The sequence below is a fragment of the Amaricoccus sp. genome (genome assembly GCF_017993425.1).
Lineage (GTDB): Bacteria > Pseudomonadota > Alphaproteobacteria > Rhodobacterales > Rhodobacteraceae > Amaricoccus.
On the sequence record NZ_JAGOMQ010000067.1, the window covers coordinates 1 to 14,539 of the forward strand.

Sequence of the window (14,539 nt, forward strand, 5' to 3'; positions counted from 1 at the left end):
CCATACCCCGCCCCCCGCCCCCCGTCGACTGCCCCCCGCGGCCCGACGACGAAGATAAGCCCCGACCCCGACGGGGAAGCCCGCGCACGAGCCCCGCCTTCAGCGGCGAGGTCCGTCCCGCGACGGCGCCCGCCGGGTGACATGCGCATGTCACCCGGCTCGACGCGGAGCGGCCGGGCGGAGACGGCGGAACCTCGAAGTGAGTCACACGGCGCCGCGAAATGCGGCGCTGATAACGATGCAATGATTTTCACCGTTTAGATTCAAAATATTTCGAAATATATTTGCGCGCAATTCAGAAAACGGGCGGGCAGGTCCGCAGTTTTCTTTACTCCGTCATCCCCCCGATCACCGTCGCCAAGCGGAACAGATTAGCCGGGTCCGGGATGAATCCTGCAACGGCGCCCGAGGATTCCCGCCGGAGCAGGATCCCCTAACCCGGCAAGCCCCCCTCGCCGAGCCGGATCCAATGGTTACAATGTCATGAATTAATAATGAAATCAACCACATGATCCCCTTCGCACGTATGCGAAGCTGCGCCCCTCAGCCCCCGTCGCCGGCCGCAAGGGCCGCCTTCACGAAGGCCTCCATCCGCGCGCGGTCCTTGATCCCGCGGGCCTTCTCGACGCCGGAGGAGACGTCGACCCGCTCCGCCCCGGTCAGCCGCACCGCCTCCGCGACGTTCTCCGGCGTCAGCCCGCCGGCCAGCATCCACGGCGCCGGCCAGCCCACGTCCCGCACCAGTCGCCAGTCGAACGCCACGCCGTTCCCCCCGGGCAGCTCCGCCCCGGCCGGCGGCCGCGCATCGACGAGGATCATGTCGACGGCCCCGGCATAATCCGGCAGCCCGTCGAGGTCGCCCTCCTCCGAGACGCCCACCGCCTTCATCACCGGCAGCCCGAAACGCTCCCGCACCGCGGCCGCCCGCTCCGGGCTCTCCGCCCCGTGGAGCTGCAGCATCTCCACCGGAATCTCGCCGAGGATCGCCTCGATCTCCGCATCCGTCGCATCCACCGTCAGCGCCACGAGCTTCAGCCCCTCGGGGCGCCCCGCCGCGATCCAGCGCGCGTCCGCCGGGCTCACGTGCCGCGGCGAGGCCGGATAGAACACCAGCCCGCCCCAGGTCGCGCCCGCCCCCGCCGCCGCCGCCAGATCGCCCCGGCTGCGCAGCCCGCAGATCTTCACCTCCATGCGGGATACCTCAGTTGCGCAGCAGCGCCAGGATCTCGTCCTCGCCCTTGCTCGCCTCCTTGCGCAGCCGCCCCACCTCGCGGTTCAGCGCCGCCGCCTCCCGCGTCTTGGCCGAGGCCCGCCGGCGATGCTTGTGCTCGCGCAGCCATTCCAGGATGTAGCCGAGCGCCATGCCGACCAGCACCGAGACGAGGCCGACGACATAGAGCGGAACCTCGATCGACCGGTCGGCGATGCCCGACATCCCCGCCGGCAGGAGGTTCAGCGTGACAGGCCCGCGGTTCGCCAGCGCGAGGACGACGATCCCCGCCAGGATGGCCACGAGCAGGATGAGCTTGATGATCCGCAATTCCGCCTCCGGATATCTGCGCGCCTCGAGCCTGCGCTCAGGAGCCTTCGTTCAGGCGGTCGCGCAGGAGCTTGCCGGTCTTGAAGAAGGGGACGAACTTCTCCTCGACGTCGACGCTGTCGCCGGTGCGCGGGTTGCGCCCGGTCCGGCTGTCGCGCTTCTTCACCGAGAACGCCCCGAAGCCGCGCAGCTCGACGCGATGCCCGGCGGCCATCGCCTCGATGATCTCGTCGAAGACCGTCGCCACGATCCGCTCGACGTCGCGCTGGAACAGGTGCGGGTTCGCCTCGGCGATCTTCTGGATGAGCTCCGACTTTATCATTCTGCCACCCGCTGCGCTCCAGGGACCGTCCCGCCCGCATACTGGCAGGAATCAGGGTCCGATGGAATAGAGCTTCGGGCCCGTCAGGCGCGATATTTCCCCAATAATTCCGCCGCTTGGGGCGGCAAGACCGAGGACGGAGGCGAGAAGGCTCCGCTCGCTTTCCACCTCGCGGTCGCGCACCGGAAGGCCCTTCAGGCCGGGATCGCGCGATTCGAGCCAGGCGATCGCCTCGGTCTCGCCGCCGAGCTCGTCGACGAGCCCCGCCGCGAGCGCCAGCCGCCCGGTGAAGACCTGCCCGTTCGCCACGTCGTCGAGCGCCGTCCCGTCGAGCCCGCGCCGCTCGCCGACGAGCCCGCGGAACCAGCGATAGCTGTCCGCCACCAGCGCCTCGTCCACCGCCCGCGCCGCCGGGCTGGTCGGCCGGAACGGCGACGGCTCGGCCTTGAGCGCGGACGAGCGCACCGTCTCCAGCCCCACCCCCAGCCGGGCCATCATCCCGGTCAGGTCGGGATATTCCATGATGACGCCGATCGAGCCGGTCAGCGTGTTGCCCCGCGCGATCAGGTGGTCGGCCGCCAGCGCCGCGACATAGCCGCCGGAGGCCGCCATCTCGCTCATCACCGCGACGACCGGCTTCTCCGCGGCGACGGCGCGCAGCCCGGCGAAGACCGCCTCCGCCCCCGCCGTGGTCCCGCCCGGCGAGTTGATCCGCAGGATCAGCGCGCGGACGTCGCCGTCCTCGGCGAGATCCGCCAGCAGCGCGTCCCGCTTCACGTCGTCGGCGATGATCCCGGAGAGATCGAGCCGGGCGATCTCCTGCGTCAGCGCCCCGCGCTCGCGCGCGGCGAGGAACCAGACCACGCCGCCGAGCGCCGCGGCCACGAGGAAGCCCCGCCAGAACGCAGAGCGGCGCCACTTGCGGCGCCGCTCCTCGTAGAAGTCTCGCTCCAGAGCGTCCATTCGCTCAGGCGTCGTCCTTCTCGTCGTCCTTCTCCCGGCCGCGACGGAGCGCCGCGCCGAGGATGTCGCCGAGCGAGGCGCCCGAGTCGGACGAGCCGTACTGCTCCACGGCCTCCTTCTCCTCGGCGATCTCGCGCGCCTTGATCGACAGGCCGAGCTTGCGCGTCTTCATGTCGATGTTGGTGACGCGCGCGTCGACGTGGTCGCCCTTGGTGAAGCGCTCGGGACGCTGCTCCGAGCGGTCGCGGCTCAGGTCCGACCGGCGGATGAACGACTTCATCCCGTCGTACTCCACCTCGATCCCGCCGTCCTCGATCGCGGTGACGGTCACGGTGACGATGTCGCCCCGCTTCACGCCGCCGATCGCCTCGGCGAAGGGATCGCCGCCGACCGCCTTGATCGAGAGCGAGATGCGCTCCTTCTCGACGTCGACGTCGGTGACCACCGCGCGGACGACGTCGCCCTTGCGGTACTGCTGGATCGCCTCCTCGCCCGACTTGTTCCAGTCGAGGTCGGAGAGGTGGACCATGCCGTCGATGTCGCCGTCGAGCCCGACGAACAGGCCGAACTCGGTGATGTTCTTCACCTCGCCCTCGACCTGGGTGCCGTTCGGATGCGTCCGCGCGAAGTTCTCCCACGGGTTGCCCTGGGTCTGCTTCAGCCCGAGCGACACGCGGCGCTTCTGCCCGTCGATCTCCAGCACGATGACCTCGACCTCCTGGGAGGTGGAGACGATCTTGCCGGGATGGACGTTCTTCTTCGTCCAGCTCATCTCGGAGACGTGGACGAGGCCCTCGATCCCCGGCTCCAGCTCCACGAAGGCGCCGTAGTCGGTGATGTTGGTGACGCGGCCGGTGTGCTTCGACCCGATCGGGAACTTGTCCTCGACCGTGTCCCACGGATCGGCCTGCAGCTGCTTCATGCCGAGGCTGATGCGCTGCGTCTCCTTGTTGATCTTGATGACCTGGACCTTCACGGTCTCGCCGATCCCGAGGATCTCGCTCGGGTGGTTGACCCGGCGCCACGCCATGTCGGTGACGTGCAGCAGGCCGTCGACGCCGCCGAGGTCGACGAAGGCGCCGTACTCGGTGATGTTCTTGACCACGCCGTCGATGACGTCGCCCTCGGCCAGCCGCGCCACGATCTCGGCGCGCTGCTCGGCCCGGCTCTCCTCGAGCACCGCCCGGCGCGACACCACGATGTTGCCCCGCCGGCGATCCATCTTCAGGATCTGGAACGGCTGCGGCATGTGCATCAGCGGGCCCGCGTCGCGGACCGGGCGCACGTCGACCTGCGAGCCCGGCAGGAACGCCACCGCGCCGCCGAGATCCACCGTGAAGCCGCCCTTCACCCGCCCGAAGATCGCGCCCTCGACGCGCTCCTCCTTGGCGTAGGCCTTCTCCAGCCGGTCCCAGGCCTCCTCGCGCCGCGCCTTCTCCCGGCTCAGCACCGCCTCGCCGCGCGCGTTCTCGACGCGGTCGAGATAGACCTCGACGACGTCGCCCACGGCGATCTCGGGCGCCTTGCCCGGAGGGGTGAATTCCTTCAGATCGACGCGGCCTTCCATCTTGTAGCCGATGTCGATGATGGCCTGTCCCGCCTCGATGGCGAGGACCGTGCCCTTGACGACAGTGCCCTCGTCGGGGGTCTCCAGCTCGTAGCTCTCGTTGAGCAGAGCCTCGAAATCATCCATGGTCGCCGTAGCTGGCATGCAGTTCTCCTGAAAAGTCGGATTTCCGGCCAGGCGGTTGGCTCCGCCGGTCTTTCGACGACGCTCGGGACGGTCCCGCGAATGCGAAGCGATCCGGCGGGGTCAGTCCCCGTCCGGGTCGAAACGACGTTTCACGAAGGCGACCGCCTCGGCGACGGCCGCGTCTATAGTCAGATCCGTGGTGTCGAGCAAGAGCGCGTCGTCCGCGGCCTTGAGCGGCGCCACGTCGCGCGAGGAATCCCGCGCGTCGCGCGCCCGCAGGTCCGCCATCACCGCCGCCACGTCCGGCGCCGCCAGCTCCGCCGCCCGCCGCGCCGCCCGCGCCTCGTCGCTCGCGGTGACGAAGAGCTTCGCCTGCGCCTCCGGGCAGATCACCGTGCCGATGTCGCGCCCGTCGAGCACCGCGCCGCCGTCGCGCCGGGCAAAGTCGCGCTGGAACTGGAGCAGCGCCTTGCGCACCTCCGGCAGCACCGCGACCTTCGACGCCGCCTGCCCGGCCCGCGCCGAGCGCAGCGATTCCCGCGCCAGCGCCGCCGGCGTCAGCCGCCGCGCCAGCTCCGCCGCCCAGATCGGATCGATCACGCCCCGCCCGTCCTCCAGCGCCTGCAGGCCGACCGCCCGGTAGAGAAGCCCCGTGTCGAGATGCCCGAACCCGAACTCCCGCGCCACCGCCCGCGCGATCGTCCCCTTCCCCGCCGCCGCCGGCCCGTCGATCGCCACCGTGAACCTCATCGGCTGCTCTCGGGGCGGCAGGCGGAGGATCTGGCCATGGCGGACTCGGGCTGGGGGCGATACCGCAATCGGTAGAGCCCCGCTCGCCATCCGTCCAGCCCGCTACCGCAGCTTTCTGTCGCGCACGTCCCGGCCCGGAAGCGCCGTCAACCTTCGTGAATCAAGGGTTGAAGGATCATAAGTTTTCTTTTCATTTCAATACGATAATTGCGCTATCATGCGTGTTAGCGGCGGGCGACGCGGCCTCGGGGCGCCGTCGCGTGGCCCCCTGCCTCTCCCGCTCCCGGCCGCATCCGTCGCGCCGGCCTCAGCGCTTCTCCTCCTCGCCGGGTCGCCACAGCTTCGGCTGCGTCCGCCGGAAGCTCTCGCGCTCGCCGAGCCCCGCCACCAGCGTCTCCAGCCGCGGCCGGCCCCACCAGGCCGGCCCGCCGCGCGCGTCCGACCACAGCATGCAGCAGGCGACCGCCACCCCGGGCAACGTCAGCCCGTCGCGCAGCCGCCCCTCCTCCTCCAGCCAGTCGAGCGTCAGCAGCACCCGCTCGAGGTTCCGCCGCCCCGGATCGAAGCCGATATTGTTCCGCCCCGTCGGCTCCAGCCCCGCCCAGCGCTGGTAGAGCGCCCCCACCAGCGCCTCCACCGCCCCCAGCACCGTGGCCAGCACCGCCCGCTCCCGCGCCGGCGCATAGGCCGCCGCCGGCTCCCCCGCCAGCGCCCACAGCCGCTCCAGCACCATCAGCGTCGGAAAGACCGCCTCGCCGCCCAGAACCAGAACCGGAACCTGCCCGAGCGGGTTCAGCCGCTGCACCGCATCCGGCTCGGCGAAGGGCACCAGCTCCTCGGCGACCGGCAACCCCCATTCCCGGATCAGCACCCGCGCCATGCGGCCGGTCGGCGAGTTCGTGAAGGCCAGCACGCGGTCCTCGGCCCCGGCCGCCCCGCCTCCCGGCCCGCGCGCCGCCTGCCGCGGCGCGAACGAGACGACGCGCGGCCCCGGGTCGCCCATCCTCAGCCGCGTCCCGCCGCCCCGCCGCCCGGCCCCGCCGCGCGCCGCGTCTCCCCCGCCGCCACCGCCGCTACCCCGACAGATCCGCGCCCAGCGCCCGCATCAGCGGCACGAAGGAGGGAAAGCTCGTCACGATCGGCCCGGCGTCGTCCACCGTGACCGGCCGCCGCGACGCGAGCCCGAGGCACAGGAACGCCATGGCGATGCGATGGTCGAGCCGGCTCGCCACCGTCGCCCCGCCCGGAACCCCGTCGGCGCCGCGGCCGTGGACCACGAACCAGTCCGGCCCCTCCTCGACCTCGACCCCGCAGGCCTCGAGCCCGCGCGCCATCGCGTCGATCCGGTCGCTCTCCTTGACGCGCAGCTCCTTCACGCCGCGCATCACCGTCCGCCCCTCCGCCGTCGCCGCCAGCGCCGCGAGGATCGGATACTCGTCGATCATCGAGGCCGCCCGCTCCGGCGGCACCTCGATCCCGCGCAGGGCCCCGTGCCGCACCACCAGGTCGGCCACCGGCTCGCCGCCCTCCTCGCGCCGGTCGGCGAACTCGATCGCCGCGCCCATCTCCACCAGCGTGTCGTAGAGCCCCGCCCGCGTCGGGTTGAGCCCGATCCCGGGCAGCCGAACCTCCGACCCCGGGGCCAGCAGCGCCGCCGCCACCGGGAACGCCGCCGAGCTCGGGTCGCGCGGCACGGCGATGCGCTGCGGCCGCAGCTCCGGCTGGCCGACCAGCGTCACCGCCCGCCCCTCGGCCGTGGCCTCGACCCGCACCTCCGCGCCGAAGCCCGCCAGCATCCGCTCGGTATGGTCGCGCGTCGCCTCCTTCTCGATCACCACCGTCTCGCCCGGCGCGTTCAGCCCGGCGAGCAGCACCGCCGACTTCACCTGCGCCGAGGCGACCGGCGTCGCGTAGCGCACCGGAACCGGGGCCGCCGCGCCGGTCAGCGTGATCGGCAGCCGCCCGCCGCGCCGCCCGCGCGCCTCGGCGCCGAACAGCGCCAGCGGGTCGGTCACGCGCCCCATGGGCCGCGAGCGCAGGCTCGCGTCCCCGGTGAAGGTCGCCGTCAGGTCGGAGGTCGCCATCGCGCCCATGATCAGGCGCACGCCGGTGCCGGAATTGCCGCAGTCGATCACGTCCTCGGGCTCGCGAAAGCCGCCGACGCCGACGCCCTGCACCCGCCAGGCGCCGGGCCCGTCGCGCTCCACCGTCGCGCCGAACGCCGCCATCGCCTTGCCGGTGTCGAGCACGTCCTGCCCCTCGAGCAGGCCGGTGATCGAGGTCTCGCCGACGGCGAGCGCCCCGAGGATCAGCGAGCGGTGCGAGACGGACTTGTCGCCCGGGATCTCGGCCACGCCGCGGAGCGGCCCGCCCGCCGTGGCCCGCATGGGCTGCGCCTCGCCGTGTCCCGCCATCTCGCGCTCCGATCAGTGACCGGCGCTTCTCTTACGGGATCGCCTTGCCGCGGTCCATGCGCCCGACGCGACCGGGTCCACGCCGCGCCGGGCAGGAGGGAAGGCGGACAACGCACCAGGCACACACTACGGGGGAACAACACACCGGGACCCCTTCCCGGCCGCGGGCCCGCCCGCCGCCGGAACTCCTCGTCGCCGCCCCGCGCGGGGGCGGGCCTTCCCGCCTCGCGCGATGCCCGCCGGATGGAGACGTCCGGCGATCGGGACATCGCGCATGCCCGAGGCTCCGGGGCGCGGCCGGGCCCGGCTCCCCTAGAGGCTGACGCCCGTGTCGCGCGCGATCCGCGCGAGATCGCCGCGGGTCAGGCCGATATCGGCGAGGAGCGAGTCGTCCATGTCGGCGAAGCGCCTCAGGACCTCGCGGTCGCGCGCCCTGGCGCGCGCCGCCTCGAAGCGGCGGCGCGCCGCCTCCGCGATGGCGAGGAGGCCGCCGAGGAAGCGGGGCCGCGCGCCGGTACAGGTGATCGTGGTCATCTCGAAGGGTTCTCCCTGGGTTCGCGACCGCCCCGGCCGCCGACGCCCCTTCTTGGACCCGGACCCGTGACCCCTTCGTGAGGCCCCCGTGACGCGCCCGCGTGACACCCCGCGACACGGGTCCGCCGCCGGCGACGCCGCAGGCACGACCGACGTCGCCGGAGGGTCGCAGGCGCCGGAGCGGCCACGAATAGAACACACTGCACGACAGTGGAGAGGAAGCCCGGCCCGAGGCTGGCCGCGACGCCGACGCCAGACGGATTTGACCCGCGGCAAATCCGTCCGCGATCGCCCCTGCGGGGGGCGAGCGCGATTCCGCGCTCGCCGGGGGGATCACGGACGGATGGCGCGCTCCCGGAGAAATCGGCGCCCCTCACGGCTTCCGCGCGCAACCGCGCTCCAGCCGTCGGCGCGGCGAAAGCCGTGCTTTCGCCTGTCGCGCCGGGCCTCGCGGGCAGGCCCGCTTCGGTCGGTCGGTCGACGGCGCGCGCCCCGTGGATCCAGCAGAGCAGACAGGTGTCGTGCAGTGTGGCAATAGAATTGCCGACTCTAGAATCGTTCTTTGTTTCAAAGCCTTGACCACCCACTGTGGGACATTTTTCGAGGCCCGGTTTTGCGCCTCCGCTGCCGCCTTGGCGCAGGGCCTCGGCGGGCCTACCTCTCCCGGGTCATGGCGATACGCGAGCTGCTCACCCCGCGGCCCGAGGGCCTCTACTGCCCGGCGGGCGACTTCCACGTCGACCCGGTGCGCCCGGTTCCCCGCGCGCTCATCACCCACGCCCATTCCGACCATGCCCGCCCCGGCCACGGCGCCGTCCTCGCCACCCCCGAGACCCTCGACATCATGGCGATCCGCCTCGGCGAGGACTTCGCCGGCGCCCGCCAGCCGATCGCCTTCGGCGAGACCCTCGACCTCGGCGGCGCCCGCGTCGCCTTCCACCCCGCCGGCCACGTCCTCGGCTCCGCCCAGATCGCCGTCGAGGCCCACGGCCTCCGCGCCGTCGTCTCCGGCGACTACAAGCGCGCCCCCGACCCGACCTGCGCCCCGTTCGAGCCGGTGCCCTGCGACCTCTTCGTCACCGAGGCGACCTTCGGCCTGCCGGTGTTCCGCCATCCCGACCCTTCGTCCGAGATCGCCAGGCTCCTCGCCTCGCTGGCGCAATTCCCCGACCGCGCCCACCTCGTCGGCGTCTACGCCCTCGGCAAGGCGCAGCGGCTGATCCGCCTCCTCCGCGACGCCGGCCACGACGCGCCCGTCTACATCCACGGCGCCCTCCGCCGCCTCTGCGACTACTACGCCTCCCGCGGGATCGGGCTCGGCGAGATCGCCGACGCCACCGCCGCCCGCGGCGCCGGCCGCGGCGGCCTCGGCGGCGCCGTCGTCCTCGCGCCCCCCTCTGCCTTCGGCGACGTCTGGATCCGCCGCTTCTCCGACCCCCTCGTCGCCTTCGCCTCCGGCTGGATGCAGGTCCGCGCCCGCGCCCGCCAGCGCGGCGTCGAGCTGCCGCTGATCCTCTCCGACCACTGCGACTGGGACGACCTGACCGCCACCCTCTCCGAGCTCTCCCCCGCCGAGGTCTGGGTCACCCACGGCCGCGAGGAAGCCCTCGTCCGCTGGTGCGCCCTCCACGGCCTCGCCGCCCGCCCCCTGCATCTCGTCGGATACGAGGACGAGGCGGAGGATTGACCACATGCCAGATTACATGAAATCAATGGCTTACCGAATATTCACGCGTGAACAGGCGCGCCTCTGATGCGCCGCTTCGCCGAGCTTCTCGAACGCCTCGCCTTCACGCCGGCGCGGAACGGCAAGCTCCGGCTCCTCACCGGCTACCTGCGCGAGACCCCCGATCCCGACCGCGGCTGGGCGCTCGCCGCGATCACCGGCGGGCTCGACGTCGCCTCGGTCAAGCCGGCGCTCCTGCGCGACGTGACCACCGCCCGGGTCGACGCCGAGCTCTTCGCCCTCTCCTACGACTTCGTCGGCGACCTCGCCGAGACGATCGCGCTGATCTGGCCCACCCGCGGGACCGCCGACGATCCCCGCCTCTCCACCGTCGTCGACGCCCTCCACGCCGCCTCGCGCCGCGAGGCCCCGCAGGTGGTGGAGCGGCTGCTCGACCGGCTCGACCCGCCGGCCCGCTTCGCGCTCCTCAAGCTCGTCACCGGGGGGCTGCGGGTCGGCGTCTCGGCCCGGCTCGCCAAGCAGGCGCTGGCCGACCTCGGGGGCCGCGACGTCGCCGAGATCGAGGAGGTCTGGCACGGCCTCGCGCCCCCCTACCCCGAGCTCTTCGCCTGGCTGACCGCCGCCGGCCCGCGTCCGGCCCCCGCCAGCGCCGCGCCCTTCCGGCCCGTCATGCTCTCCCACCCGCTCGAGGCCGAGGACCTCGCCCGCCTCGACCCCGCCGCCTTCGCCGCCGAGTGGAAATGGGACGGCATCCGCGTGCAGGCCGCCACCGGGGGCGGACGGCGGCGGCTCTATTCCCGCACGGGCGACGACATCTCCCATGCCTTCCCCGACCTCGTCGAGGCGCTGACCTTCGATGGCGCCCTCGACGGCGAGCTTCTCGTCCGCGCCGGCCATGGCGGGGCGGCGAGCTTCTCGGACCTCCAGCAGCGGCTGAACCGCAAGACCGTCACCCCGGCGCAGATGCGCCGCTTCCCGGCCTTCCTGCGGGCCTACGACCTCCTCGCCCTCGACGGAAGCGACCTCAGGCCCCTGCCCTTCGCCGAGCGCCGGGCCGCGCTCGAGGCGCTCGCGCCCCGGCTCGACCCCGCCCGCATCGACCTCTCGCCGCTCCTGCCCTTCTCGACCCGCGGCGACCTCGCCCGGCTGCGCGCCGAGCCGCCGGAGCCGGTGATCGAGGGGGTGATGCTGAAGCGGCTCGACAGCCCCTACCTCGCCGGCCGCCCCAAGGGGCCGTGGTGGAAGTGGAAGCGGGACCCGCGGCTGATCGACGCGGTGCTGATGTACGCCCAGCGGGGGCATGGGAAGCGGTCGGGGTTCTACTCGGACTACACGTTCGGCGTCTGGGCGGCGGACGACACGCTCGTCCCGGTCGGCAAGGCCTATTTCGGGTTCACCGACGCGGAGCTGGCCGAGATCGACCGCTGGGTCCGCCACAACACCACCGAGAGGTTCGGACCGGTCCGGGCGGTGCGCGCCGAGCCGGAGCACGGGCTGGTGCTGGAGGTGGCGTTCGAGGGCCTCGCCCGCTCGACCCGCCACCGCTCCGGCGTGGCCATGCGCTTCCCCCGGATCAGCCGCCTGAGATGGGACAAACCGCCCCGCGAGGCCGACCGGATCGAGACCCTGGAGCGGATGCTGGAGCCGTAGCAGCGCGGCCCGGGCGGCGCGGGGGGCCTCGGCGTGACGGGGTTCTCGTTCGGGGAGGTTCGCGCCTGGCAGGCGGCCGCGCTTTGCCCGGAGGTCGCCGTCGGGTCGCGGCCGGCCGGATGGGGCGTCCCGGCGACATGATGCGGCCGGGAGGCCGTCAGCCGCGCGGCCAGTCGGCGTTTCCGATGCTGCGTCCGGGCCTCGGCGGCCAGCTCGACCATCCCGACATCGCCGGGCTTGCGGCGCCGACGCCGATGCTGTTTCTGTGCGGGCGGTCGGATCCGCATTTCCCGGCCGCGGTCACCGAGGCCGCGCTCGGCGATCTGCGCCGCATCTGGCGGGCCGCCGGCGCCGGCGCGGCGCTGGAGACCGGGCTCGTCGATGCGGGGCACGTCTTCACCGCGGGACATGGCGCCCGCGCCTTCGATTTCCTCGAGCGGCGCCTTCGAGCGGCCGCCTCTCCAGACCAACGAGCCGGAAGGATGCAACGATGACCGTGTACGCGAACCTGATCGACGGGGAATGGGTGGGTGGCGAGGCGGCGCCGAACATCAACCCGGCCAACACCGCCGAGGTCGTCGGCGAGTACGCCCGCGCCACGGCCGCCGACGCCGAGGCGGCGATCGCCGCGGCCAAGGCGGCGTTCCCGGGCTGGAGCCGGTCGGGGCCGCTGGAGCGGCATGGCGTGCTGTCGAAGGCCTCGGCGGAGATCCTGGCGCGGAAGGACGAGCTCGGGACGCTCCTCTCGCGCGAGGAGGGCAAGACGCTGGCGGAGGGGATCGGCGAGACGGTGCGCGCGGCGCAGATCTTCGACTTCTTCGCCGGGGAATGCCTGCGGCTCGCGGGGGAGATCCTGCCCTCGGTGCGGCCGGGCGTGGGGGTCGAGATCACCCGCGAGGCGGTGGGGCCGGTCGGGCTGATCACGCCGTGGAACTTCCCGATCGCGATCCCGGCGTGGAAGATCGCCCCGGCGCTCGCCTGGGGCAACACGGTCGTCATCAAGCCGGCCGACCTCGTGCCGGGCTGCACCTGGGCGCTCGTCGACATCCTGCACCGCGCCGGGCTGCCGAAGGGCGTGCTGAACCTTGTGATGGGGAGGGGCTCGGTCGTCGGGCAGGCGATCCTCGATGCGAAGGACATCCGCGCGGTGAGCTTCACCGGCTCGGTCGGCACCGGGCGGCGGGTGGCCGAGGCGTCGATCCGGGTGATGCGCAAGTTCCAGCTGGAGATGGGCGGCAAGAACCCGATGGTGGTGCTGGACGATGCAGACCTGGAGGTCGCGGTGGAGGCCTGCCTGAACGGCGCCTTCTACTCGACGGGGCAGCGCTGCACCGCAACTTCGCGGCTGATCGTCACGGAGGGGATTCACGACCGCTTCGTGGCGCGGCTCTCCGAGCGGATGCGTGCGCTGGTCGTGGGCGATCCGCTCGACAAAGCGACGCAGATCGGACCGGTGGTCGACGAGAGCCAGCTTGCGCAGGATGAGACGTACATCGCGCTTGGCAAGGACGAGGGCGCGGAGCTCGTCGGCGGGGAGCGGGTGAAGCGGGCGACGAACGGATTCTATCTGGCGCCGGCGCTGTTCGTCGGGGCGAGCAACGAGATGCGTATCAGTCGGGAGGAGATCTTCGGGCCGGTGGCCAGCGTTATCCGGGTGAAGGACTACGACGAGGCCCTCGCGGTGGCCAATGACACAGAGTTCGGCCTGTCGGCAGGGATCTGCACGACCTCACTGAAGCACGCGACGCACTTCAAGCGCGCGAGCCAGGCGGGAATGGTGATGGTCAATCTGCCGACGGCAGGGGTGGACTTCCACGTGCCGTTCGGAGGCTCAAAGGGCTCGAGCTTCGGGCCGCGCGAGCAGGGGCGCTATGCCTCCGAGTTCTATACGAACATCAAGACAGCCTACACTGCGGCGTGATCCTCGGGCCGTACGGCGGCGAGTCACGGGGGAGATAGATCGCGCGCGTCCCCCGCAGGGTACGTGCGCGGGCCGGTAGCCTGCTGGGAACGCAACCCTCCGCCGAGGGCCGCGGTCAGGCAGCGCTTGCGGCTACGTCGGAGTTCCAGTGCCATGGCAGGAGATCGTCGAGGTGCGATGCCGGCGTGCCGGCAATTCGGGCGAGGACGTCGGCGAGCCAGGCCCTGCGGGTCGACGTCGTTGAGCTTTGCGGTGGCGATGAGGGAGTACATGACGGCGGCCCCCTCGCCGCCGCGGTCGGAGCCAGCGAAGAGCCACGCCTTCCGGCCGAGGGCGATGCCGCGCAGCGCGCGCTCCGCGGCGTTGTTGGTGAGGCAGGCGCGGCCGTCGGCGAGGAAGCGGGCGAAGCCGTTCCGGCGCTTCAGCATGTAGTCCATGGCCTTGGCCACCGGGGCATGGCGCGACAGGCCAGCCCGCTCGCGGCGTATCCAGGCCTCGAGATCGGCGACCAGCGGGGCGATCTCCTTCTGGCGCACGGCCAGGCGGGCGGCGACCTCGTGGCCATTGATCGCGCGCTCGGCGTCGAAGACGGCGTCGATGCGGGTGACGGCCTCGCGGGCGAGCGGCGAGATCGGCAAGGCCTGGGCGCCGCGGCGTGCGGAGGCGGCGGCGAGGTCGTCCTCGGTCGCCGTCGCTTCCAGCTCCTCGAGCTGCAGCTCCAGCTGGTCGAGCAGCCGGGCCTTGCGCTCGGACCGCGTCCCGTAGAGAGCCCGCCGGAGCTTCTCGATCTCCAGACGCAGCGCCGCGATCGTCGCCTCGGCGCCCGCCAGCACCGCCCGCTCCCGCGCCGCCGCGACGACCTCCGCCTCGGCGGTCGCGGCGCGCGCTTCGGCCGCCGCAAGGGCGGTACGCAGGGCGTCGATCTCGCTCGGGTCGGCGCACACTACACGACTCCCTTAAATTGTGCTGGCTTTCCAAGCCTGCGCCATGCGTGGAGGGCGTGGCTGTGATCGGAGCTGAGAAGGTTTCGGATGCGGTCGAAGCCGATACGGAACCAGGATTGGG

General features: G+C 72.4%; 13 protein-coding genes and 1 pseudogene. 4 read left to right on the forward strand and 10 right to left on the reverse strand.

What is annotated here, in order from left to right:
- Positions 1-543: 543 nt before the first annotated feature.
- The 9 genes from KBB57_RS19135 to KBB57_RS19175 form a co-directional block, all read right to left on the reverse strand.
- Positions 544-1,191 (reverse strand): phosphoribosylanthranilate isomerase, encoded by a 648-nt coding sequence (locus KBB57_RS19135; RefSeq protein ID WP_290753754.1) that lies wholly within the window; start codon positions 1,189-1,191, stop codon positions 544-546.
- 10 nt (positions 1,192-1,201) lie between these two features.
- Positions 1,202-1,540 (reverse strand): lipopolysaccharide assembly protein LapA domain-containing protein, encoded by a 339-nt coding sequence (locus KBB57_RS19140; RefSeq protein WP_290753757.1) that lies wholly within the window; start codon positions 1,538-1,540, stop codon positions 1,202-1,204.
- 37 nt (positions 1,541-1,577) lie between these two features.
- Entirely contained in the window at positions 1,578-1,862 is a 285-nt protein-coding gene (gene ihfB, locus KBB57_RS19145) for an integration host factor subunit beta (RefSeq protein WP_290753759.1), read from the reverse strand.
- A 51-nt stretch (positions 1,863-1,913) separates the two neighbouring features.
- Positions 1,914-2,825, reverse strand: coding sequence for a signal peptide peptidase SppA (sppA, locus tag KBB57_RS19150; protein ID WP_290753762.1), 912 nt, complete (start codon positions 2,823-2,825; stop codon positions 1,914-1,916).
- Positions 2,826-2,829: 4 nt separating this feature from the next.
- On the reverse strand, positions 2,830-4,536 hold the full coding sequence (rpsA, locus tag KBB57_RS19155) for a 30S ribosomal protein S1 (RefSeq protein WP_290753764.1): 1,707 nt from the start codon (positions 4,534-4,536) through the stop codon (positions 2,830-2,832).
- A 102-nt stretch (positions 4,537-4,638) separates the two neighbouring features.
- Positions 4,639-5,268, reverse strand: a complete 630-nt coding sequence (gene cmk, locus KBB57_RS19160) for a (d)CMP kinase (protein WP_290753767.1) — start codon at positions 5,266-5,268, stop codon at positions 4,639-4,641.
- A 307-nt stretch (positions 5,269-5,575) separates the two neighbouring features.
- Positions 5,576-6,271 (reverse strand): glutathione S-transferase N-terminal domain-containing protein, encoded by a 696-nt coding sequence (locus KBB57_RS19165; protein WP_290753770.1) that lies wholly within the window; start codon positions 6,269-6,271, stop codon positions 5,576-5,578.
- A 70-nt stretch (positions 6,272-6,341) separates the two neighbouring features.
- The gene (aroA, locus tag KBB57_RS19170; protein ID WP_290753773.1) at positions 6,342-7,682 is read right to left on the reverse strand and encodes a 3-phosphoshikimate 1-carboxyvinyltransferase; all 1,341 of its coding nucleotides are present in this window, start codon (positions 7,680-7,682) and stop codon (positions 6,342-6,344) included.
- A gap of 312 nt (positions 7,683-7,994) precedes the next feature.
- Positions 7,995-8,216 (reverse strand): hypothetical protein, encoded by a 222-nt coding sequence (locus KBB57_RS19175; RefSeq protein WP_290753776.1) that lies wholly within the window; start codon positions 8,214-8,216, stop codon positions 7,995-7,997.
- A gap of 670 nt (positions 8,217-8,886) precedes the next feature.
- On the opposite strand from KBB57_RS19175, the gene KBB57_RS19180 reads away from it, so the two are divergent.
- The 4 genes from KBB57_RS19180 (at position 8,887) to KBB57_RS19195 (ending at position 13,474) form a co-directional block, all read left to right on the forward strand.
- Positions 8,887-9,903, forward strand: coding sequence for a ligase-associated DNA damage response exonuclease (locus KBB57_RS19180; RefSeq protein ID WP_290753779.1), 1,017 nt, complete (start codon positions 8,887-8,889; stop codon positions 9,901-9,903).
- A gap of 66 nt (positions 9,904-9,969) precedes the next feature.
- Positions 9,970-11,553, forward strand: a complete 1,584-nt coding sequence (locus KBB57_RS19185; RefSeq protein WP_290753782.1) for a cisplatin damage response ATP-dependent DNA ligase — start codon at positions 9,970-9,972, stop codon at positions 11,551-11,553.
- A gap of 185 nt (positions 11,554-11,738) precedes the next feature.
- Positions 11,739-12,047, forward strand: a complete 309-nt coding sequence (locus KBB57_RS19190; RefSeq protein WP_290753785.1) for a hypothetical protein — start codon at positions 11,739-11,741, stop codon at positions 12,045-12,047.
- Positions 12,044-13,474 (forward strand): aldehyde dehydrogenase family protein, encoded by a 1,431-nt coding sequence (locus KBB57_RS19195; RefSeq protein ID WP_290753787.1) that lies wholly within the window; start codon positions 12,044-12,046, stop codon positions 13,472-13,474. Before KBB57_RS19190 ends, KBB57_RS19195 begins: the two co-directional genes overlap by 4 nt.
- A 115-nt stretch (positions 13,475-13,589) precedes the next feature.
- Here KBB57_RS19195 and KBB57_RS19200 read toward each other — a convergent pair.
- Positions 13,590-14,418 (reverse strand): annotated as a pseudogene (locus tag KBB57_RS19200) (transposase).
- Positions 14,419-14,539: the final 121 nt, after the last annotated feature.

Excerpts from the sequence above, each read along its gene's own strand:
- KBB57_RS19135 (WP_290753754.1), bottom strand. The coding sequence starts at position 1,191 with ATGGAGGTGAAGATCTGCGGGCTGCGCAGCCGGGGCGATCTGGCGGCG.
- ihfB (WP_290753759.1), bottom strand. The coding sequence starts at position 1,862 with ATGATAAAGTCGGAGCTCATCCAGAAGATCGCCGAGGCGAACCCGCAC.
- sppA (WP_290753762.1), bottom strand. The coding sequence starts at position 2,825 with ATGGACGCTCTGGAGCGAGACTTCTACGAGGAGCGGCGCCGCAAGTGG.
- rpsA (WP_290753764.1), bottom strand. The coding sequence starts at position 4,536 with ATGCCAGCTACGGCGACCATGGATGATTTCGAGGCTCTGCTCAACGAG.
- cmk (WP_290753767.1), bottom strand. The coding sequence starts at position 5,268 with ATGAGGTTCACGGTGGCGATCGACGGGCCGGCGGCGGCGGGGAAGGGG.
- KBB57_RS19165 (WP_290753770.1), bottom strand. The coding sequence starts at position 6,271 with ATGGGCGACCCGGGGCCGCGCGTCGTCTCGTTCGCGCCGCGGCAGGCG.
- aroA (WP_290753773.1), bottom strand. The coding sequence starts at position 7,682 with ATGGCGGGACACGGCGAGGCGCAGCCCATGCGGGCCACGGCGGGCGGG.
- KBB57_RS19175 (WP_290753776.1), bottom strand. The coding sequence starts at position 8,216 with ATGACCACGATCACCTGTACCGGCGCGCGGCCCCGCTTCCTCGGCGGC.
- KBB57_RS19180 (WP_290753779.1), top strand. The coding sequence starts at position 8,887 with ATGGCGATACGCGAGCTGCTCACCCCGCGGCCCGAGGGCCTCTACTGC.
- KBB57_RS19185 (WP_290753782.1), top strand. The coding sequence starts at position 9,970 with ATGCGCCGCTTCGCCGAGCTTCTCGAACGCCTCGCCTTCACGCCGGCG.
- KBB57_RS19190 (WP_290753785.1), top strand. The coding sequence starts at position 11,739 with ATGCTGCGTCCGGGCCTCGGCGGCCAGCTCGACCATCCCGACATCGCC.
- KBB57_RS19195 (WP_290753787.1), top strand. The coding sequence starts at position 12,044 with ATGACCGTGTACGCGAACCTGATCGACGGGGAATGGGTGGGTGGCGAG.